This is a genomic window from Butyrivibrio sp. NC3005 (assembly GCF_000424545.1).
GTDB lineage: Bacteria > Bacillota > Clostridia > Lachnospirales > Lachnospiraceae > Butyrivibrio.
Window position 1 is genome coordinate 234,344 of the sequence record NZ_KE384206.1, and the last position, 20,915, is coordinate 255,258.

General features: G+C 31.6%; 19 protein-coding genes and 1 pseudogene. 1 reads left to right on the forward strand and 19 read right to left on the reverse strand.

The genetic code is table 11. From position 1 onward, the window contains the following. Window positions 1–116: 116 nt before the first annotated feature. The 19 genes from G634_RS0115890 to G634_RS19695 form a co-directional block, all read right to left on the reverse strand. Complete coding sequence (locus tag G634_RS0115890) at window positions 117–908, reverse strand: ABC transporter permease subunit (protein WP_026506092.1); 792 nt, start codon at window positions 906–908, stop codon at window positions 117–119. 2 nt (window positions 909–910) lie between these two features. Further along, window positions 911–1,606 carry an ABC transporter ATP-binding protein gene (locus tag G634_RS0115895; RefSeq protein WP_026506093.1) on the reverse strand — a complete coding sequence of 232 codons (696 nt, stop codon included), beginning with the start codon at window positions 1,604–1,606 and terminating at the stop codon, window positions 911–913. Between the two features lie 131 nt (window positions 1,607–1,737). Further along, the gene (locus G634_RS0115900) at window positions 1,738–2,199 is read right to left on the reverse strand and encodes a DUF3021 family protein (RefSeq protein ID WP_026506094.1); all 462 of its coding nucleotides are present in this window, start codon (window positions 2,197–2,199) and stop codon (window positions 1,738–1,740) included. After that, window positions 2,200–2,640: a LytTR family DNA-binding domain-containing protein gene (locus G634_RS0115905; RefSeq protein WP_026506095.1), complete on the reverse strand. Its 441-nt coding sequence runs from the start codon at window positions 2,638–2,640 to the stop codon at window positions 2,200–2,202. A gap of 134 nt (window positions 2,641–2,774) precedes the next feature. Further along, complete coding sequence (locus tag G634_RS0115910; protein WP_026506096.1) at window positions 2,775–4,460, reverse strand: AAA family ATPase; 1,686 nt, start codon at window positions 4,458–4,460, stop codon at window positions 2,775–2,777. Between the two features lie 159 nt (window positions 4,461–4,619). Beyond that, window positions 4,620–6,653: an HAD hydrolase-like protein gene (locus tag G634_RS0115915; RefSeq protein ID WP_051234153.1), complete on the reverse strand. Its 2,034-nt coding sequence runs from the start codon at window positions 6,651–6,653 to the stop codon at window positions 4,620–4,622. Window positions 6,654–6,679: 26 nt separating this feature from the next. Beyond that, window positions 6,680–7,357: a glycosyltransferase domain-containing protein gene (locus tag G634_RS0115920; RefSeq protein ID WP_026506098.1), complete on the reverse strand. Its 678-nt coding sequence runs from the start codon at window positions 7,355–7,357 to the stop codon at window positions 6,680–6,682. Window positions 7,358–7,361: 4 nt separating this feature from the next. Next, window positions 7,362–7,772 (reverse strand): hypothetical protein, encoded by a 411-nt coding sequence (locus tag G634_RS0115925; RefSeq protein ID WP_026506099.1) that lies wholly within the window; start codon window positions 7,770–7,772, stop codon window positions 7,362–7,364. Window positions 7,773–7,849: 77 nt separating this feature from the next. After that, window positions 7,850–8,767 carry a hypothetical protein gene (locus G634_RS0115930; RefSeq protein WP_026506100.1) on the reverse strand — a complete coding sequence of 306 codons (918 nt, stop codon included), beginning with the start codon at window positions 8,765–8,767 and terminating at the stop codon, window positions 7,850–7,852. Between the two features lie 259 nt (window positions 8,768–9,026). Further along, entirely contained in the window at window positions 9,027–10,124 is a 1,098-nt protein-coding gene (locus tag G634_RS0115935; RefSeq protein WP_026506101.1) for a hypothetical protein, read from the reverse strand. A 225-nt stretch (window positions 10,125–10,349) separates the two neighbouring features. Beyond that, on the reverse strand, window positions 10,350–10,940 hold the full coding sequence (locus tag G634_RS20600) for a class I SAM-dependent methyltransferase (RefSeq protein ID WP_051234156.1): 591 nt from the start codon (window positions 10,938–10,940) through the stop codon (window positions 10,350–10,352). A gap of 353 nt (window positions 10,941–11,293) precedes the next feature. Beyond that, window positions 11,294–12,463, reverse strand: coding sequence for a glycosyltransferase (locus tag G634_RS0115955; protein ID WP_026506103.1), 1,170 nt, complete (start codon window positions 12,461–12,463; stop codon window positions 11,294–11,296). Continuing rightward, complete coding sequence (locus G634_RS0115960) at window positions 12,460–13,401, reverse strand: hypothetical protein (protein WP_051234158.1); 942 nt, start codon at window positions 13,399–13,401, stop codon at window positions 12,460–12,462. Before G634_RS0115960 ends, G634_RS0115955 begins: the two co-directional genes overlap by 4 nt. A gap of 55 nt (window positions 13,402–13,456) precedes the next feature. After that, complete coding sequence (locus G634_RS0115965) at window positions 13,457–14,065, reverse strand: HAD-IB family phosphatase (RefSeq protein WP_026506105.1); 609 nt, start codon at window positions 14,063–14,065, stop codon at window positions 13,457–13,459. Continuing rightward, entirely contained in the window at window positions 14,043–15,152 is a 1,110-nt protein-coding gene (locus G634_RS0115970) for a pyridoxal phosphate-dependent aminotransferase (protein WP_026506106.1), read from the reverse strand. Before G634_RS0115970 ends, G634_RS0115965 begins: the two co-directional genes overlap by 23 nt. Further along, window positions 15,152–16,375, reverse strand: a complete 1,224-nt coding sequence (locus G634_RS0115975; protein ID WP_196805392.1) for an ATP-grasp fold amidoligase family protein — start codon at window positions 16,373–16,375, stop codon at window positions 15,152–15,154. Before G634_RS0115975 ends, G634_RS0115970 begins: the two co-directional genes overlap by 1 nt. A gap of 100 nt (window positions 16,376–16,475) precedes the next feature. After that, entirely contained in the window at window positions 16,476–16,952 is a 477-nt protein-coding gene (locus G634_RS0115980) for a hypothetical protein (RefSeq protein WP_026506108.1), read from the reverse strand. Further along, window positions 16,949–17,968 (reverse strand): hypothetical protein, encoded by a 1,020-nt coding sequence (locus G634_RS0115985; protein WP_026506109.1) that lies wholly within the window; start codon window positions 17,966–17,968, stop codon window positions 16,949–16,951. Before G634_RS0115985 ends, G634_RS0115980 begins: the two co-directional genes overlap by 4 nt. 252 nt (window positions 17,969–18,220) lie before the next feature. Then, window positions 18,221–19,627 (reverse strand): zinc ribbon domain-containing protein, encoded by a 1,407-nt coding sequence (locus tag G634_RS19695; RefSeq protein ID WP_051234163.1) that lies wholly within the window; start codon window positions 19,625–19,627, stop codon window positions 18,221–18,223. A 745-nt stretch (window positions 19,628–20,372) separates the two neighbouring features. On the opposite strand from G634_RS19695, the pseudogene G634_RS0116000 reads away from it, so the two are divergent. Beyond that, window positions 20,373–20,915 (forward strand): annotated as a pseudogene (locus G634_RS0116000) (hypothetical protein); the annotation flags it as partial.

A 20,915-nucleotide genomic window follows, 5' to 3' on the forward strand; every position in this document is an offset into this window, starting at 1 on the left:
TAATGAAGATTTGTAAATTTTTTAAAATCAAAGTCTGACATCGAAGATTTTAGGCAAGAAAGATACTTGTAAGCTTTGATTATCCCATTACTGATTTCATAAAGACGACCTCCAGTTTAACTGGCAAGATCTCGTTTGTTATAGTTCCAAAAAGCAAATGCTGTGCAGCTTACAAGAAGAACAACCGCAACAATTATTGCTTTTGCGGACGTCGCTACATCTGTAAATATCTCTGAGGCATTACAATATGAATAAGGTCCTAGATACAGATACTTTTTAACGTCAGGAATAACGCGTCCCATTACATCATAGCAATAGCATAAAAGAGCAATGCCAAGACCAATACCCATTCTGTTCTTACCGGTAAGTGAGGAAACACCAAAGCAGATGCCTGCTACCTCTGCGTTCATTAAAAGCTGCATTCCCATGAACCTGAAAAATTCATCCATAGGAATCTCTTCTCCAAGTATCTTAAAGCCTGTAAGGTAAAACAAGCTGCAGACTACAGTAAATACTATCAGCATAAAAGCTACACAAATACCCTTTGAAACAAGAATCTTACTTCTTGATAAAGGAAAAGAAAAGAGAAATTCTCCAGTGTGTGCATCCTCTTCCTTAGATATTATGTTGATTGCCACAATTGCTGCAAACATACCGCTTCCAAGACCATGAACTGCGCCAATCTCTGTGGCAAAATATCCCTTTAAGCTGGCGATACTAAGGGTGCTCATGCCAAAGGCTTCTGAAAAGGCTCCCATATTAGAAAAGGCATCGGCCATATCCTTCATCTCGCCCTCCATGGACTGATATAGTAAAATACAAGCAAGTCCCATGGAACCTACAGATAAACTCCAGATTAGAAGACTCTTTATATTAAGCAAAAGCTCTCTTTTTAATACTGATCTCATAATTATTCCTCCTCGTCCTCATAAAAGCTAAGAAAAGTCTCATCATCGATGTGTGGTGTATTTAACATTGTTAGTCTTCCATCTCTCATAATGGCTGCATTTTTGCAGTATTTATCAACTTCAGATAATACGTGGGTCGACAAAAGACATGTAGCTCCTTCGTTTACGTACTCATTTATAAGCTCAAAAAATTTCTTTTGCATAAGTGGGTCCAGGCCACCTGTGGGCTCATCAAAGATAAAGAGCTTTGGCCTATGCTGCATGGCACATACAATGCTGACCTTCTTTCTATTTCCTAGAGATAGCTGTTTAATTCGTTTATGAGTATCGACCTTAAGCCTTTCGCAGAGCTTTTCAGCTTCATAAGAGCAGTCAAGACATCTTACATCTGCTGCATATTTTATTACATCGCCAACTATCATAGAGTCATAGAACCAGGCTTCTGATGGCATGTAACCTACTTCTCGTAATATCTTTTCATGATCTTTTACACTGTCCATTCCAAGGATTCTGATATTACCATTGTTTATTTTTAAAAAGCCAAGCATTGAACGGATGGTTGTGGACTTTCCTGCTCCGTTTGGTCCAAGGAATCCAAAGATGTCTCCCTTTTTAACAGTTAACGAAACGTCTATTACCCCCCTGCTCTTTCCGTAGTTTTTGGTAAGATGATTTATCTCAATTACGTTTTCTTTCATAGCGCACCTCTCTTATATTTTGCTTTTACTTTATTTTCGAAATTACTGCCTTAAGACATCTTTATCATATATGCAATAAAAAACGGGAACAATATCTGTTCCCGCAAGATGCACTATTTAACCTCTATCATTCACTTTTTGTGTTTAGTTTGAAAGAGCTTCAAGTCTTCGTTGAGCCTTTTGTCATCGATATTTCTTTTGCACTTGTATATAAAAAATACGCAAATATACATAATAATAATGTAAGCCGCAAGTAAAGCTGTCACAAAAATGCTCTTGGAAAACCAGCCAAAAACGTAAGAAACACCGCAGTATAATGCGGTGCAAACAAGCATTCCCACAAGTTCTTTCCCACCGAGGCTGTCAGCCTCATCGAAGTTCCAAAGAAGGTACACCTGAATATAGCCGATGATATAGCAGGTAAAAATAAGCTCTGTCATGTGAAGAATGCTGGCGTCGTATACACCGCCTATAACTCTGTATACACAGTAAAAAAACAAAATTGCAAAAAAATACAGGCAGGCCTTAAATTCTATACCGATTTCCTTGGTAAGATAAAGCTCCCAGATCGAAACTCCTTTTTTATCCTTCATTTACCTGCCTCCTTTAAGTAGTCTTCTAAACTCAACGGCGTACCGCCTTGAAATAATTATGTGCTCATCGCTTTCCATGGTGGCATCAATCCTGTTAGACGACAGGCTTTTAAGAGCCTTAACACGGTTAACATTAATAATCATGGATTTACTGCATCTAAAAAAGCTCTCATCTCCAATATCTGTGATAAAAGAGCTAAGACTCCCCTCGATTCTTACAGCTTTATCTCTTGTGTAGGCAAAGAGCTTATCGTCTACAGATTCAAGGTATAGTATGTCGTGAATACCTATGCTGACTTCACCCTGTTCTGTTTTGCCCCATAGCTTGTCTTGAGTTCTTTCAAGGATACCGATTATTCTTTTTATCTCAGGGGTAAGAGCCTTGTAGCGCAGAGTTACACTGTCCTCACCTTCTGTAATTCGTTGTATATCTACTCTCATAAACTCCATTATATCATGGAATTGCCTGCTTGCCTTGTAATTCGTTATTTAAGTTCTTTTAACAACTCTTGGGTTTTTCTAATGCTTGTCTAAGATTTTCAGTTTCTACTCAAGATATCTCGTGCTGCTTTTTCTTATTGTTTTTTAACAAGCGCTGTCTTTCCACTAAACGCAAAGCCATAGCAATGTATCTTATCTAAAGGAAGTCCTAAAGATAAAAGTACCTCTCTATACTTTCTGTCTTCAATCTGTTTTAGCGCAGAGTTTGCAGCATCTTCGAGAGTTTTCTCTTGATCCATTATATCTAACACTTTAAATTCAATGATAATGCCATCATCCTTGTTTATATCTTTTGGCTGTAACATGACATCATATCTTCCAAATCCGCTTTCTCTATTAAAAGTTAGTAGATATCTATCTCCAAGATCCACCATAAGTCCCAAAACCAAACGATGATAAAACCTCTCAGGTTCTGCGTCAGAAGCAGTTACTCCACCATCAAAATAACTACATGTCTTTAGCAAAAACTTATTCAAAAATTTATTCATTCCAGAAACTTCGCCAGCAAGTAAAGATTTGACAAACTCATTGTATAATGAACTTCCAGTTCCTCTAAACCAGCTCATTACCATCATTTTAAAAATCTTTGTAATTTCATAATTAGTCAATTTGAGCTCATATAAATCTCCTGTTTCTGATTCAGTTCTACTAACTATTTTCAAATAACCTGTTGCCTGCATAAGGCTCCAAACTGCAATCTCATTATCCTGCATTTCTCCATATACAAGCTGCTCGTCTATTGGTTTAGTAATACTGCCGCCATTTAGAAGAATCTCAAAATTTTCTTTTATCGATGCATCTCCTGCTCTAACCAGCTTCGAAATCAATGAATTAGAGCTAGTATTAGCCCAATAAGGTTCATATTTTCCTTCTTGAAGGAAAGACAAAATAGACCATGGATTATAAATTTCATCTTTGCTTCCAAATTTAAAGCCGTCATACCATTTTTTTACTTTTTCTTTTTCTTTTGAATAACCATAACTATCCAAGGCAAAGAAAACTTCTTCTTTAGTAAAACCAAAACAATCTGCATACTTATCAGATGAAACACTAATTATTTTCAAATTGTTCATATCAGAAAAAAGAGATTCTCTACTGATACGTGTTATCCCAGTTAGAAGACCCTTTAACAGATTTGGATTAGACTTAAGTGAAGTTCCGAACATATTCCTCATGAAATCCACTAGTTTATTCCAATATCCATTCACATATGCTTCCTGCATTGGCGTATCATATTCATCTATCAGAATAATGGTTTTTTTGCCATAGTAATCACTAAGCCACTTACAAAAATACCCTAAGCAATTTGAAGCAATATCTGGCTTCATATCAATCGAAACTTTATCATAAAAATCCAAATCAGCCTGAGTAAGACTACTCTTTATATTCTCAAATCGAGATAAAATTTTGTTAAAAATAATATTAAACTGCTTAAGTGCACTATCATAATTATCAGCTTTAATACTGGCAAACGAAACAAAAAGAACCGGCCACTTACCACATTCTGCCATCATTAAAGAATCGTCACATATCTCTAAGTGTTCGAATAATCTTTCATTATTATCCTGTTCTATCGAAAAAAACTTTTCAACTGTACTAAGCATTAAAGTTTTGCCAAAACGACGCGGTCTTGTAATAAGCGTCACATCATCTTTACTATTCCACCACTTAGAAATAAAACGCGTTTTATCTATATAAAAAGCCTTTTCTTCAATAACCTTTTCAAAATCCTGTATGCCAAGACCTACTGTTTTCTCCATTTATTTCCTCCAAAGACTAACCTGTATAGCTAAATTCGGAAAAACTCTGCATCCTCTATAATAATACAAGTATACTAAAACAGTAACAATATAAAAATGGTTTGGCAAGTGGATTCACAAGACTTTGATTGTTAAATAAAACAGATATGACCATAAAATTTATGATAATACATCCTTAATATCCGTCATTCTGCCAAAGAATGGATCCTCAACCTTGAGAGACAAAAAGTCTTCATCAGTAATTAGTACCTCATTGACTAGTTTTAAAATTTTTTCATCAAGCTTTTTGTTTTCACATCTTAAAGCTTCTGGAACAAGCTTTAAATATTTGTCAAAAAAAGTGTTGATTCCTTCTTGTGCTTTAATAATTACGCTAATATCACTCTTACTTCTGGTTTCACTTGCAAAAACAAAATTTCCTTCATCATCAAATTCCTGCATCTGGGAATATGGAGATGTTAGAATGGTTTCTAAAATGTAATAATTTTCAAATATTGCACTGGTGTTTTTTTCCTCATCTGTATAAAAAGGTTCAATATCAAGTTTCTTATCCTCCATAAATTCAGGTTCCAATTGAAGGAAATAAAAGCCTTTAACATGTTGATTAAACAACTTTTGTAAATACAGTTGGCTAGTTCCCTTAGCCACAAAATCGAACATGGCAATAGGACTACTACTTAATTCAAGTTCATTAATATATCTACGATACCTTTCTCTTTGAAAAGCCGACTTACTGATAATCTCATTTATCCTTTCACTCTCCCCGACATTATTAGCTTTAATTCCAAAACGAGTTTCTAATGCCTTTTCTTTAGTTCCGAAATATTTCATGGTATCTACATATTCTATGTCACTTTCTTTCTCCATACCTGCCCGTATTGCCGCAGTTCTAGATGCCATAAAATAAACAGATTTAACATTCATTGCCAGTTTTCTAAATAATCTTCCTGGAAGATATCCATCTCTTGCACAAAAAAGAATCTGATTGTACCCTTCATGCTCTAAACATCTATTCATCCAAAGCACAAAATCAGTTATCATAGGAGCACAAAACAAATAACCTATTTGAAACGAACTTTCTACACAAAGTTTGCTTTCTGATGATTCAAAACAAAAAGCGTTGTTAAAAAGCTCTGATACAAATAATCCAACTTTTATTCTATCCGACATTGTCTTTATATCATCTTGTATTCCCAATTCTCCAAGATAATAGAACAAATCAGCACCATTATATATTCTAAACGTATCAATTCCAAACTTAATTGCAGAATTGGTATCTGCAAATTCATCATCACCTATATGTAAAATACTATTATCAGGGTACTTGTTTTTTAATATTCTAAAAAGATTTTGAGTCTTTGATGTTCCATACTCGCAGGAAACAAAGATATTATCACAAACACTAAGTCCATTCTCATTTAACAATGTTTTAATCTGTTCTAATGAGTAATAACTGTCCGTAGTAATAACAACCTTTTTTCCACTATTTATTAATGAATTGTACAGCGAAGAAATATCTTTTCTTATGCGTAGCGTACTAAAATCAAGTTTTCTTTCAATTTCTGCAAATTCTCTTGCCGAAAGAAAATTACCACCCGTTTTTACCAGCATAAAACTATATATTTCTTCTAAAGTTGGAGCATATTGTTTTGACAATTCCTTTTCTGAATAAAGACGATATTTAGAAAACTCAGGGAAAAAAATCCCTTGTTCTTTAAGAAAGTACTTCATCAAATCAAAAATATCAGTATATGAAAAAACGCACCTTGTAACTAATGTATCAAATAAATCAAAACTTATTATATCTGCCTTTTCGATTTTTTCTAATAAAGTTTGCTTTCCTTCAACCTTCAAATTTGAAAAATCAAAAGAAGCTTTTCTTTCTTCTAGAAGATTATTACCTCGAACATCATATAATAAAATACTATTTTGTATACAAAATTCTGATATTCTCTTGGTAATGGCCTTACATGATCCAGGGCGAGCCACGACGATAATAAGAGATACATTATAACCTATTATTTCATCTAACGATAGAATAGGATAACCATACATTTCACCGCTTGTTCTAAATCCATCAAGAAGACAAATGATATTCAAGTCCTTTCCATCATTTGAAAGAAATCTTTGAGTTTCAGTTCCAAGACCATATATAGCAATTTTTCTATCACCAAACTCCTTAAACTGACTCATTATCATCCACCTTCTGACTTATCTTACTAATAATGTGAATGCATATTCCATGAAAACTCTGGATTTGTATAAACATTATAACCTTTCCCAAGCTGCGCGATATCATCTTTGGTCAGTCCCATTTTCCATAGAACATACATAAGTGACTGTTGGTCTCTCTTTACTCCTAACATGTACTCAGTATACCAATTTGAAAAAATATTTTTGGCATCATCATTATGAAGATCAGTTATAATAACTGTGCACTCAAATAAACCATATTCTCTAGGCAATCCTTCTTTTATATATCTGTCAATCTCTTTTTGAGACTTTTTTAAATCTATAACGCCTAACCACGAAAGAAAAATGCTCTCAGTATAAACACAATTACTACATCTATGATGATGCATTGCTATTCCATTTTTACCAAGAATAGAAACATTATGCGAAACCGGAGCAACTATTTGCACTGAACCATCATAATAAATTGAATAATCATATTCTGCAAAAATAGAAAATGGATGAAATTTGCAAAAACGATTTTTGTCTTTTGCTGTCATATTTATGTCAGGAACAACTGTGTTAACGTCTATCCATTTAGTATTTTTTCCATAGTCTTGTTCCTCATCAGATATAATAAAATAATCACAGTTATCTTCAATAACAAGAGGTTCTCTGTACTTATCATATGCTCCTACAATACAAGTATATACTGCAATTTTCACATTTTTATCCTTTCCAAACAGGAAGTTTTTGATAATCGCTTAGCATCTTGGCACCATAATAATATTCAAATACCATTTCCAATTTAGTGAGTTTTCGAAGTGTACATACATGTAGTTTGCTGTTTTGACTCAACTTCTCTTCGATCTGAGAATCATATGGATTATCCACTAGTACAAAGACTAATATATCCTTGCTGGATTCTAATAAATCTTTCAAAAAAATCCCTTTCATTCCTTCAATTGTCGTGTTATTCACTTTGTCATCATTACCATCTGAAAATAGATTTGCATGTAGGTTAAAAATACCAGGAACCTCTTCATAAAGCTTCATTCCCAAGTTCCCTAGCCCATATACACATACTTGCCATTTTTCTTCGATGGCTTTGTCAATTTGTTTTTGAATATTATTCTTCATTTTCTATAATCCCAAAAATATAAACATTCAAAATTGTAAACTACCGATACATGTTCGTATTTATTCATAAGTTCATTTTATCCATTACGTATAATATTGGTGTATTTATTCCAATATTCATTATTTATTTTCCTGGCAAGTCTAAATCTATCATTCCTTATTATATCTTTGTGTTGTGTAACACCACTATATAGAAGTAATATTCTCCTAGGCATTCTTTCATAACTCTCCTCAATATTCATAATTACTCTTTGAAAAACTTCTCCTTTGAACGGATTATACATATTAAAAATTGTATATGTATCAAGTTCAGTAGTTAATTTACTTGCATCATCATTAAATAATTCATAATGATTAATGTTGCACTTTTTCAAATTTGAAATTCCTATTTCATACAACTCTGAATCATATTCTACTCCACCTATTCTATTTACTCCATTTGACGCAAATAAAATTAAAGCTCCTCCCTTTCCAAAACCAAAGTCAAAAAAATTTTCACCATCAAGGTAAAGATTATCAATTACATCTAAGAGAGCATAGTCACATCCATATGAATAAAAAAGATTATCATTCTTTGAGTTGTAAACTGGTTCACATATATCTGTTCCATAATAAAAATCCAACCAATCATAGTACGAAATTTTTTTGCAATATGTTGTCCCAAGCCATTCTCTAATCCATATATATGAAAAATTCCTTTTAAAGCCATGGTTTTCAAGCATTTGAGATACTTCTAATTCTTCTTCAAAATCACATATAACAAAATAATCAAACTCAGATAACTCATCAAGTATAAAAGACTGATACACATGCATTTGAGTAGGAATATCAGCTTTATTATCAATAATGACATCTATTATTCTATTTTTCCGTCTAAAATAATGCGTAAGAAATTTACCACTGCTACCATATCCCCACAACACTATTCTTTTACCATTAGATAATTTTAATGCATTGTCAATTCTTCTATCAAATTCCAACCACAGTTTATCCACTATTCATCTCTCTCTATTCTTTTTTGTAGATGTTTTACAAAAGCCCCAGTAAATTAGGCATTTGTTAAAACAATTACTAGTTTCACAGCCTATCATTGCTTTGGTCTTATTCTTTTCTGTCTTTATATTATCAGCCCACTGATTAAATGTGTTGAATTACAGAAATGCTCCATAATGCAATCCCACATTCTATTTCTAAACTAAGAATATATAGAAATTCAATCTAAATACAAGACTATATTTAATTCATAAATACAATTCAAATTTTTTCTTCTCTAATACACAGTATTGAATCAGCCTGAATAAATGGTTTAACCAATTCATCCTCGCTAATCTCTTTATACTGCTCTTTTCTTGTGGCAACGATAAGAAAGTGCTTATTTGGAGTGTAATTTCTAAGTACATCTGCTTTTTTTATATCATAATCATCAGTTGGTTTGACAAAATTATCAATCAGACAAACTGGTTTTACTTGATACAATTCATATATTTTAGAAATAATATACTTCCCCCATGATCCTATTCCATAAACAATAATATTTTTTTCTTTAACAATCTCTTTTAACTTAGAAATATTATATTCAACAAATTCATAATCCTTCTTCTGAAAAATAAAGCATGGCGCGTATTCTTTAATTTCTCCCCCAAATCTCCTCTTATAATCAGATATATTCGTTAATTCTTTATCATTACCTACATAAAATCCGCCCAAATCATAGCCAATATAACCCAGTTTCTTAAAAAAAATCATACATTTATAGTGTAAACATCCATTAGCTCGTCCTATTAATGCTGACCTATTATCTTCCCGAAAATGCGATGCTCCAAAAGTAAATGTCACAATTTTTTTATCATTATCTAAAAAATAACCATTCTGAACCAATAACGCTCCATCCTCATCTCGTATAGACGCCAAAGCAAAACAACCAGACTTACTTGCGGCATCATATCTTTCAATAACAAAATCCGGAAGACCTTTTTCCTTTGCAAAAATATTGTAAAAAATTCTTGCCTCTTCAAGTTTTTCTATATCAGGATTAAGAATTATTTCTGTATCAAAACAATCTCTTTCTAATGCACGTCTAACTTCATATTTTCTGTTTTTATGAAAGCCATTAATAATATCACTTTCACTTTTGGAGATGTCAACCATTATTGAATAACTCGCTCCTTTAGAAAAATAAATTAAAGAACTTCCATATTTCGAAAATATCCTAGAGTCAATTTCATCCGCATAAAAAATAGTCAATTCGTCGCATGTTTTCATCTCCTGTTCAAACATTTCTTTATCTATTTTATTAAGGAAATATAAATGTCGTATATGACAACCTGAAGCTGTATATTCATACTTAATCATATTCGTTTTGTACCGACCCAAAAAAGATTAGGACGCCTCTCTAAGTTCATATTTTTTCTAAAAACTTTACTCTTTAATGTACCTTTATGTCTATCAGTTAACTTATCCTCAAATCTTCTAAACTGTCTATAAATCTGTCTCAGGCTCATATCCAAAATAGGTGGATGTTTTAAATACTTCTGAAACTGCCAAAAATCCGTCCCATGACACATGATTGTTTTATACTCATGTTCCTCCATGAGTTTTTTTCAACGATTTTACCGAGTACCAATTAACATGTCCAACTCTATGATAGATAGTATTGCATTCTAGACAACATAATTCTGAAAACGCAAAATTTTCTTCATTTCGAGTTGTTATTAGAAATCTCCCACCAGGTTTCAAAACTCTATATATTTCATCCAGTACACCATCTATGTGTTCAGGTAAAATATGTTCAATACATTCAGTACAGGTGATTAAATCAAAACGATTATCTTCGTATGGCAATCTCCCACCGTCAAAAGTTCTGACCCCATGAAAATAAAAACTATTTCCACATCTATCTTTTGAAGCTGTTACTGCCTCTTTTGAAATATCAACTCCCCACACATTTACTTTCTTTTGGCAAAAACATTTCATGATATGGCCAAGTCCACACCCATAATCTAGAACATCACATTTGTTAATATCATTAACAAAATATGAACAAAACTCAACAATTGACTCTCCAACTTGATATCCAAAATAATTTGCTTCACTTTGAGATGTTGTTGCCAAAAAATCTTGTAATCTATTTAATTTTTCAACATTCCATACTATGTGCTTTCTTTCCATCCTAATCTTCCGACTTTCGCTCCTGCTCCAAAAACATAGATATCTCTATTTTTTATATCATTATAAAAATCACTCCACTTATTTTGACCATAATCCCATATAAACATTCACCATTACTTTCCTGTGTTCTTATCTACCTACGATATACTTTGATTAAAATACGTAAATTTTATATTCGAAACTATATAATTAAACCAATTCTTTTTCCAAGCGAAGGTATGCAATTTTTTATAAGAACATCAACACATAATTTCTGTTCAAACATCTTATTTAAAGCCCATCAATTACTAAACAAGCAGCAGAATCATGATATAACCCAGATATTCCTAAAATATTCATACTTACATCTCTTATTAAAATAATTCAGTCCAATGACGATATATTCTACTTGATTCAAATTTCTTCGATCTATTTTCAGACATTCTACTATACTTATCTTTTATCTCTTCATCTATTAACATCCTTACAATTGCTTTTCCTAAATTTTCCTCTTCCTTCGAAAGTTTTTCACATACGTCAACCTTTTCAGATGTAAACCCATTTGTCTTGATTCCATATTGGCATAGTTTATATCCATCATCTTCACGTAATACTTTTCCCAAAATATCCTGAACACCTCCTGGAGAGTTTGTGCATACAACAGGAATTCCACATACCATTGCTTCAATTATACTATTACCAAAACCTTCTACTTTAGAAGCCATTACAAAACAGTTTGCATCACCATATTTTTCCCATACATTTTTGCAGAATCCAACAAATTCAACATTCTTTTCAATTTTCATTTTCTTTGCAACAAAACGTAAATAGCGTTCATTATCTCCTTTTCCAGCGATTATAAGTTTAGCACTTGGTATTTTATCAACTACATATGAGAATGATCTTATTATCCTATCTTGCTGTTTAACTGGTTCTAATCTACCAACGGTTAATACTTTTTTCTCTTTCGAATTCTTTTTTTCTATAATGTGGGACGGTACTTTAGAAATATTTACTGAATTATATATAATTGTGATTTTTTTCGGAGATACGCCATAGCTATTAATCATATCTTTCTTAGCATATCTACTCATAACAACTATTTTGCACGGAAGTGAATAAAAAAAATGAATTATTTTCTTATTGTAAAGATAACGATTTAAATCATCTCTATGAGACAATATTGTGCATATCCTTACTATGACTTTTTCTCCACGCTGTGAGAGAATATTTAAATAATTACATTCTTCCATAAAACTTATAGACACATCAATGTGATATTTTCTTTTTAATTTTCTAATTATCAAAGACATCTGTATTAAGCGCATGAAAAAAGCTTTCATGTCACCTCGAAATCCACTTGTTATTGATTCAAGCCCTGTATTTATTTTTTCTCCCTTGACTTCGTACACATCCTTTAAATGAGAATTTAGAAGAAAGAAATAAACATTTTCTCCTTTTTCTGTGTAATAGTCACCTAGATTCTTTGCAACTTTTTCTGCTCCGCCACCTCCAAGTGAAGGAACCATTATAGCAATATTCACAGTATTTTCCTCATATTCTCAACATATTGTGAAAGTGTCACACCTTCATAGTGGTAAGAAATCTTCTCAAACAATTGTTCCAAATCATCATAAAGAACTTCAATATCATTTTCTGTTAAAAAATTGGGACTTCCTGCTCTCATTAATTCTGAAGAATGAAGCATAAACTCAAGATAATCTCTTTTTTCTTCGGTACACTTATCAACTAAATAATTTAAATCTTTTATGTTATGTCGATAAGGTCTTAATTCTATTAACTGCTTATTTTTATATGCTGTTGTAAGAGGAACTTCTATCAATCCACTTTTTCCTTCTTTACCTATATTAAACATACTAATTTTATAAGCTTTATTAGGAAATCTTCTATAATCAATTCCATGGCTTCCTTCTGTTAAACCTGCATTGAAAGTCCAATCTTTGCCAGGAATCACACTACAATCAGCAATGTAACCATGTTTTTTTAAAATAGCCAAATACTTCCTGTCGATATACCATCTTCCACTTCGATGACTCTTAGGTATTACTCCAAATGAATCCTGAATTTTATGTGTTATCACTTTAACTTTATCTTCTATTACGCTAGTTGGATATTCTCCTATGTATGGATGATTTCCTCCTGTTTCTTTTCCTCTCTTTAGATTATAAAAAGGCGGGATTGTCCAAGCGTGCATATGCATACCAATTTCAGCATTTTTCTTTTTGATACATTCATTGGCTAAATCAACGAATGGGCTCGGAGCACACATCTCGTAGTCAACTAAATATGTCGGCTTATATCCATACTTTTCACAAAGTCTTTGAAATCGTTCTATGTATGAGCTATTTCGTATTGTAATTCTGTTTTTTACAGAATTCTCAGTCCAAGTGTTACGATTCCAAATATAATCACCTTCAGTATCTATGGTGATAATAAAACTTTTCTTTTTAATGTTATCCAATTGCTAATACCTTTTCCTTTGATTCAAGAAACACTGTCCAAATATTAAAATAGTGCTATATACCATAATTTGACAATACAATTTCTTCAAGTCCATTTTTCTTTATCCATTCGCGACTTCGAAATTTTGAAATCACAATTCCTCGATTACTCCATTTAAGAAATGGTAAATCAGAAATACTATCAGAAAAACTCACAGAATCTTCTATTTCGCATTTATCAAAAAATTCGTTTAGTCTTTGAACTTTTTCCTCTGAAATGCAATCTCTATTACTAATCGTCCCTAAAAAGATTTCATCTTGGTACAAAAAATCGTTTGCTATAATGCCATTTACTTTAAATTCTTTAGCAAAAAAATCAATATAAACACTATACCCTGCACTTACAATATAAATTTCATATCCTGTATCCTGATATTTCTTTATAAAATCGATAACTACTGTTTGTAGTCCTGGTTTAATCATCTCAAGATAATATCTCTCGGCAAAAAATTCTATATCAGACTTTTTTTCTCCTTTTAGACAATTCAATAACTGAAATTTATCATAGTTCTTATTCCTAAGATTTTCTCCATATCTCATCTCCGCATAATAAATAACATAATTATCAGCGGTTTGAAAATTCACAATTGTATCACAAAAATCAAAGAGTGCTATTTTTCTCATAATCTAACATCAATTCGTAAACATATTCCATTTGTTTTTTTAATCCAATTGTTATACGGATACATCTATTAAGCTCTGGTAACTGGCTCAATTCTCTTACATATACATTATGAAAATTAAGAAATTTAACAAGTTTCTTTTTCTCTAACTCATTACAAATCTCAAAAAGCACAAAATTCGTAGTACTAGGGTATACCTTTGTTACATAAGTCAATTCCTTTAATTTGACTTCAAGCCATTCTCTTGCTTTAGTAACATCTTCAACATAGCGTTCCATATAAGAACTATCTTCAAGTGCTGCAATTGCAGCTTCCTGCGCAAAAGTTGAAATTGACTTTTTGTTTTTTATCATTGATATCTCATTTATGTTATTTGAAGATGAAACAAGATATCCAATTCTAAAATTTGCAAGCGCAAAAGCCTTCGAAAAAGTTCTGCTAATCATCAAATTATCATATTTTTCTATAAGATTACATATGGATTCACCTGAGAATTCAACGTATGCTTCATCAATTAAAAATAATGTGCCTGCATATTCTCTTATTAATTCTTCAACTATACAATTATCAATTTTCTGACCTGTTGGATTATTAGGATTACAAAAATAAACAAATTTAGCTTCGGTTTCCTTTATTGTTGAAGATAGTTCTTTAGCGTTAAAAATCATATTTTTCATTATATAATAATGAATATCTGCTCCTGCTATTTCGGCCGTTAGCCTAAAATTATCATACGATGGCCATACTATAACTACTTTGTCTCTTTCTCTCAAAAACATTTTTACTACATATTCATGCAATGCGTCAGAAGATGCAAACGTTTGAACACAATTTTCTTTGCAACCTACATATTTTGCTATAGCTGAAATAAGATTATCATTATCTGTATTTGGATATAGATTATAAAATGAAGCTTTTTGAGCAAGTTTAAGAATTCTTTCCTTAACATAATCGGACGGCCCAATAGTTGACTCATTCCAATCTAATTTTAAGAAAAAATTATCTCCATCAACTACTCCTTTTTTCCATACTTCGTGACTAACCGAATTACCATATGGTTTTATATTCATCAGATAATTTTTCATCATTATTTACCTTCCAAAACAAGTTTTTCTCCAAAAATACGATCATATTCTTCCGGATCAAACCTATTATAGCCTCCACCATGATAAAAAGTCACCTCACCACAATATAACTTTCCATCAAGATCATAAAAATCAACCCTTACATAAGGACTCTCTTTAGCAATACTTTTCCCAATATCAATCATCTTATCAAATGTCTTTGGACAATCAATTTCTGGGCCATTTAATACCTCCCTACCTTTAGTGTGTGAACACCATGCAAAGTCAAGTTTTTTCCATTCCATGTTATACATTTTCCTATAATTTAAGCCTTCTCTATCTATGCTACAATATACAAACTGTGGAATTCCATTCAAAAAATGAATCTTATAGTCATTCGGTAGTTTTCCATCTTCTGTTAGTAGCAGTTTTTCTGCCATAATGACAGGTTCAATATTCTTATAACACCATTCTCTGTCCATCCAATAATAGTTATATTTCAGGCATTTAGAAAAATGATTTTTTATATAATTCCAATCAACATTACTCTTGTCTCGTATAATCTTTACATCTCCACTACCAGCATTACATTTCAGTACAAAAGGAATATCCGGCATGTTTTCTATCTTAATATCATCAACGCAATCACTTACAAACAATGTTGGTATGACATATTCCTTTCCAAAATTTTCCTCAAAATAGTTTTTTACTTTATATTTATCCGCTAGTAACGTATAAATATCCTTGCGATTGTTAACTTTAAGCCATTGTATTTTTTCGTTAAGTGTTACAGGATTATCAATATCAAACTCATAACCACGTTCTTGAACAAATCTATATTCTAGATACTTTTTGTCATTGAGAAAATAATCAAATCTACTTCTAATACTTTCATTTTTCACATTTTCAAGATATTCTGGTATTTCACTAAACCATCCATCTTCAAATAGCCAATAATAATCATTTATTCCGTTGTTTTCCAATATTTCACAAACTTCTTTACCACTATTTCCACCAACTGTAACAAACACGAAATACTTATCCTTATTTTTCAACAAATAATCAAAATTAAAAACATCTATATTATTGCATTTTCCAGATATCTTACTATCAATATAGCAGGATACTTGGAAACCCAAATCAGTTACTATCTTCATTCCCCAACCTTGTCCATATTTTCCAGCTCCATAAAGACAAACTTCTTTAGTAATTGATTCTTCAAGTTGAAAAAGTTTTTCACAATCCATATTTTCTCTCCATTCTCTATATTTTTGTTCTTTTATAATTATTTGATTCTTATTTTGATTGAAAAATATATAACTAAAACTCATATAATTTTTCTGCATTTCACATTCCAAAAACCACGTCATCAAGAGATATTATTGGACACGAAACTAGTGACACTAATTTTTCCTCAATATCTGTAAAATAATAGATTGGTGTCACTACTATTACATCAACTTCTGGTAACCTGCCTTCAGGCTTTTTCACTTCAATATCTGAATAAATAGTCTCTGCGTTTGCATCTATTCCATATACAACATTTATACCTGTTCCATCTAATTCATTTTGAAGAGTTATTCCAGTGTGATGCATTCCATATATTGCAATGTTCTTATAACCATGTTCTTTAAAATATTCAGAAAGATTTCTGCCTTTTTGTTTTAGCTGCATCCATTCATTCATCATAAGATACGATTGCCAGTACTTATTTGAGTCTTGTGTATTGTTATTAATTTTAAAGCTTCTCATCTTTGATCTTGTAATAAAGCCCAAGCAAAAAGCTGACAGTATCTTAATCCAAATTATTGCCTTTTTCTTCATACTGAAAGTCCTTCTTGATATTCTATACTTTGCAAAAGGTAATCAACTTCTCCACGTGTTCCTTCATTAAAAGCTTTGTATATCAGGTTATTATTTTTATCAATCCAAACAATAGGTTCACCCTTTTCTTTTCCTGGAAAAATAATTGCATCCTCGCTCTCTATACACCCTCTATATGCTGTGATTTTTGATGGTTCATGTGTCCTACTTTTTTCCCTCCATTCAGTCAAAGAAAACTGAATTATAAAGTCTGCATCAATCCCCATAAACCAAAGACAATCTTTCATTTTACCTACATAACTAAAGTAACTTACTCCTTCAAAATCAATTGATTGTCCGCATTTTCTATAACCTGAGAAATCACTTTTAATTTCTATAAATTCAGCTTTTTCCAAACAAGGAACAACATATAAATGTCCTTCATAAATAATCAGTTTATTATATGCATACCTAGCTTCATCCCAACTTATTGCTTCTACTTTATCAGAATTCAAATCTATTCTAATTAGATATTTATTGCAATCAGGACAAATATATAACCAATCATTCATTATAATTCCGTCATTAAAATGATATTCATACTCAGTTTTAGTAATATATTTTTCTGGTATATCAATATACCTTTCTATAACACCTTCTTTACTTACAACTATCACATATGGATAAGCGCCTGGCACTATATAATACTTTCCTTTATGAAACAATATTTTTGAAAAAACTCGATTATTACCTATCGTATTATATCCAGAAACATTTTTTATTATTTCTTGTCTAAAAGATTTGTTCTTAACATTGTATATATCAAAGAAACCACCATCTTCTGGTACAAACCAAATTTCATCGCCAATACTCCCCGAAGTTGTATGAATAATCTTCTTTGGAAAATTTCCCAAAAATTCAATTTCTTCCCTATCGAAGTCTACTCTATATAATGCATTTCTATCCGATGCAGAATAGTAAAGCCAATTATCAATCTTTACACCTGTTCTAAATATGCAAGAATTAACAGTTTGCATTATATTAAGCCTCCTGTGAGAGAAAAAAACTTCATTAAACAATATATAGGATATAATATTAAATTCCGGTCATCCTTCGATGATAAGGCTTACACCCTTCGCTCCCATTCATATTAGCTAAACAGCTGATACTGCAGGGTCTTGGCATACCCGTTACACGGATTTTCCATCCGTCTGCTAATGCCGTTTTTGTAAAGCTTTTATATATCTACAGAATCACTTTTGGTCCGATTCAATCGGTGAAATACGCTCTCACGTATTTATCCTTTTGAGATTCTTATTGATACCTGATTTTTGTTGTCCACGTGATTTAGCATTTATGGCAGTGTTTTGTCTTTCATGTATTTCCAAACCACATGCTGGACACTTGATAATATCTGATACTTTTTCTTTATTGTTATCCTTTTCCTTAACTCTTACCTTTGTTGTATTGTCCCATTTAAATCCGCATCTGCTACAAGTCTTCGCTGTACCTTCTGCTAATACCCACACAAGTTCAATAGCGTTCTGCTGACACTTTTTTTCTATGCTGTCATATATCATACTTCTTTGCCATGTTAATAGCTTATAATTTATATTCTTTCCATATACAAGCCTAGTATTCTGAGGAAGCTTTGGAATATAGATTATCTTTGGCTTTTCAGTTTCTATAAGTCTCTTTACTTCATGATTTATATAGTTTTGAATCTTTTCTTTTTGTTTATGTTTATTTGCATTATACTTTTTATATCCTTGATTTTCCTTTGTATTCAGACTTCGTTTCCTACTAGTTTCGCGAAGCCATATGCTATATGATTCTTGTAATTTGCCATAGTCTATTCCATAACTATTGCCATTATCTGTTGTAAGCATTGTCTCAATTCCTGGTGCAATACCTACTTCATTTACATAATCTTCATGCTTTTTCACTGCTACGTTTATTGGAACTAACAGTTCTATGGACTGGTTATCTATATCAAGCTTTACGACAATCTGTCTATCTGTAGTAATGGTATCTGTAAGTGGTATGAAAACACGTTTCATTTTCACAGATGATGCTAAATATATGCCATGATTTTCATATCTATAGCCTCTATAATCTACCGAAAACACTGTATTTATTTCTGTATGAAGCTTTACGCTGTGTTTTCTATACTGCCGTCTAAGATAATTATTTAGTTTGTTAGTATCAACTTTTTCGGATAATTCTATATAAGATTTTTCTAACTTTTTTGGAATAACAATGTTTTTATGCTCTAATATTGGAAATAGAGCCTGATCTACTCTAAGAACGTAATTAAGGTAATGTCTGTCATCTTCTGACATATTTTCGTTACTATAAATTGATTTTAGAATCTTCTTTTTACACTTTTCTAATGCTCCTCTGATATCTCCAAGAGCATCATATATTGCATTTTGAAAATAAACTGATGGAAGATTTATCTGTTCTCTATATCCTTGCGCTATTAATTCTTTCTGCACTTCATATCCTGGTGTTATCTTAGATAGAGAATGAATTCCTCCATAGCGGCAATATATATAATTTTTCACGATTTGGTAGCTTTTTGCGATTTGCTTAAGCTGGGCCATATCTTCCTTAGCTATTGATTCTTTATTATATTGATGAATGGTTCTACATACTTTTTCTTTGGTCTTACCATTTTTTGAAATATCATTCACCTTCTTTTTACGAATTTGTGGGACTTTTTTGAAACTCTTTCGCAAAATAGCGATTTTGCGAATTAAATTAACGTCAATCACTTATCGTTATTTTATAACATCTTTATACTAATTTCAACCTCTTTTCATAAATTTGAACAATAAATTCACTTTGAAACTGTATAAATTGTTTAAATTCAACAGTTATTTTGTCTTTAATATATTTTCTTGGCATATGTTTTATCGCCATATTAATCTGCTTTGTTTAGAGAAAATTAATTACAGGATAATTTATCTTTATTTAAAGTCAAAATATGCGTCAAATTTAATAGTTCTAGTGAGAAACATTTTTTATGAATAAAGATAGAAAAATGACTCTTTTTGCTTTGATTTTACGTACATATATACGTCCTTATTCAAACAACATCTTATTTTACTGGTCTTTTGTTAGTAAATCATAAAATCGCTATTTTACGAAGATTTTTCTTCTATCAAAATCTTCTTTTCGCAAATCTTTTCACAATTTGCTTTTCTTATTCCAATTACTAAATCTCATTTGCATATTTTAAAGTTAATTCATGAATCTCTTGTATTCTTCTCATTGTCTCACTGATTAAATGATGGTAATATAAATATGACTTCTTGCTGATGTTTGATATAATCATCAGCAAAAATCAGTGAATCATTGCTTACTGCAATGATTAAATCAATATTTTAGAAAGAAAAAGGTTACTACTCTTATATTTTTAGAAGTAACAAAAGTTTTATGGGAGATTTTGAGAAAAAACAATGGCATCCGCCTTTTTGCGCGGCTGTCAAATTGGAGCTTAGAGCCAATAAGAAGGATCTTAGCTTCGAATCTGAACACACGCTTAATACTAAGCCGATTCAGATTGACTTACTGGTCATAAAGAAGTTACAGGATGTTGATATTCAAAACGAGATTGGAAAGATTTTCAAGGCACATAATATTTTTGAATACAAATCACCAAAAGATGCACTCGGCATAGATGAATATTTCAAGACACTTGCTTATGCTTGTTTATACAAAGCAAGTTGTCCTAGTACGAACAGCATCAAAGATGATGATATTACCATTACTCTTGTTCGTGAAGGAATGCCTAGAGAGCTTGTAAAATGGTTCAAAAATAACAATTGCAATGTAACAGAGAAATATCCGGGCATTTATTATGTTACTGGAAAAAAGGCTCTTTTTTCAACTCAGCTTATTGTATCATCCAAGCTTAATACCAGTGAACATCAATGGCTAAAGGCTTTAACTAGTAAGATGGATGAAAATGTTGGTGAG

What these genes read in the sequence shown, in the direction of transcription:
- G634_RS20600 (WP_051234156.1), bottom strand. Translation starts at nt 10,940, where the DNA reads ATGGAAAGAAAGCACATAGTATGGAATGTTGAAAAATTAAATAGATTA.
- G634_RS0115935 (WP_026506101.1), bottom strand. Translation starts at nt 10,124, where the DNA reads ATGATTAAGTATGAATATACAGCTTCAGGTTGTCATATACGACATTTA.
- G634_RS0115985 (WP_026506109.1), bottom strand. Translation starts at nt 17,968, where the DNA reads ATGCAAACTGTTAATTCTTGCATATTTAGAACAGGTGTAAAGATTGAT.
- G634_RS0115890 (WP_026506092.1), bottom strand. Translation starts at nt 908, where the DNA reads ATGAGATCAGTATTAAAAAGAGAGCTTTTGCTTAATATAAAGAGTCTT.
- G634_RS0115965 (WP_026506105.1), bottom strand. Translation starts at nt 14,065, where the DNA reads ATGAGAAAAATAGCACTCTTTGATTTTTGTGATACAATTGTGAATTTT.
- G634_RS0115910 (WP_026506096.1), bottom strand. Translation starts at nt 4,460, where the DNA reads ATGGAGAAAACAGTAGGTCTTGGCATACAGGATTTTGAAAAGGTTATT.
- G634_RS0115925 (WP_026506099.1), bottom strand. Translation starts at nt 7,772, where the DNA reads ATGAAGAATAATATTCAAAAACAAATTGACAAAGCCATCGAAGAAAAA.
- G634_RS0115915 (WP_051234153.1), bottom strand. Translation starts at nt 6,653, where the DNA reads ATGAGTCAGTTTAAGGAGTTTGGTGATAGAAAAATTGCTATATATGGT.
- G634_RS0115895 (WP_026506093.1), bottom strand. Translation starts at nt 1,606, where the DNA reads ATGAAAGAAAACGTAATTGAGATAAATCATCTTACCAAAAACTACGGA.
- G634_RS0115900 (WP_026506094.1), bottom strand. Translation starts at nt 2,199, where the DNA reads ATGAAGGATAAAAAAGGAGTTTCGATCTGGGAGCTTTATCTTACCAAG.
- G634_RS0115970 (WP_026506106.1), bottom strand. Translation starts at nt 15,152, where the DNA reads ATGATGAAAAATTATCTGATGAATATAAAACCATATGGTAATTCGGTT.
- G634_RS0115905 (WP_026506095.1), bottom strand. Translation starts at nt 2,640, where the DNA reads ATGAGAGTAGATATACAACGAATTACAGAAGGTGAGGACAGTGTAACT.
- G634_RS0115980 (WP_026506108.1), bottom strand. Translation starts at nt 16,952, where the DNA reads ATGAAGAAAAAGGCAATAATTTGGATTAAGATACTGTCAGCTTTTTGC.
- G634_RS0115975 (WP_196805392.1), bottom strand. Translation starts at nt 16,375, where the DNA reads ATGGATTGTGAAAAACTTTTTCAACTTGAAGAATCAATTACTAAAGAA.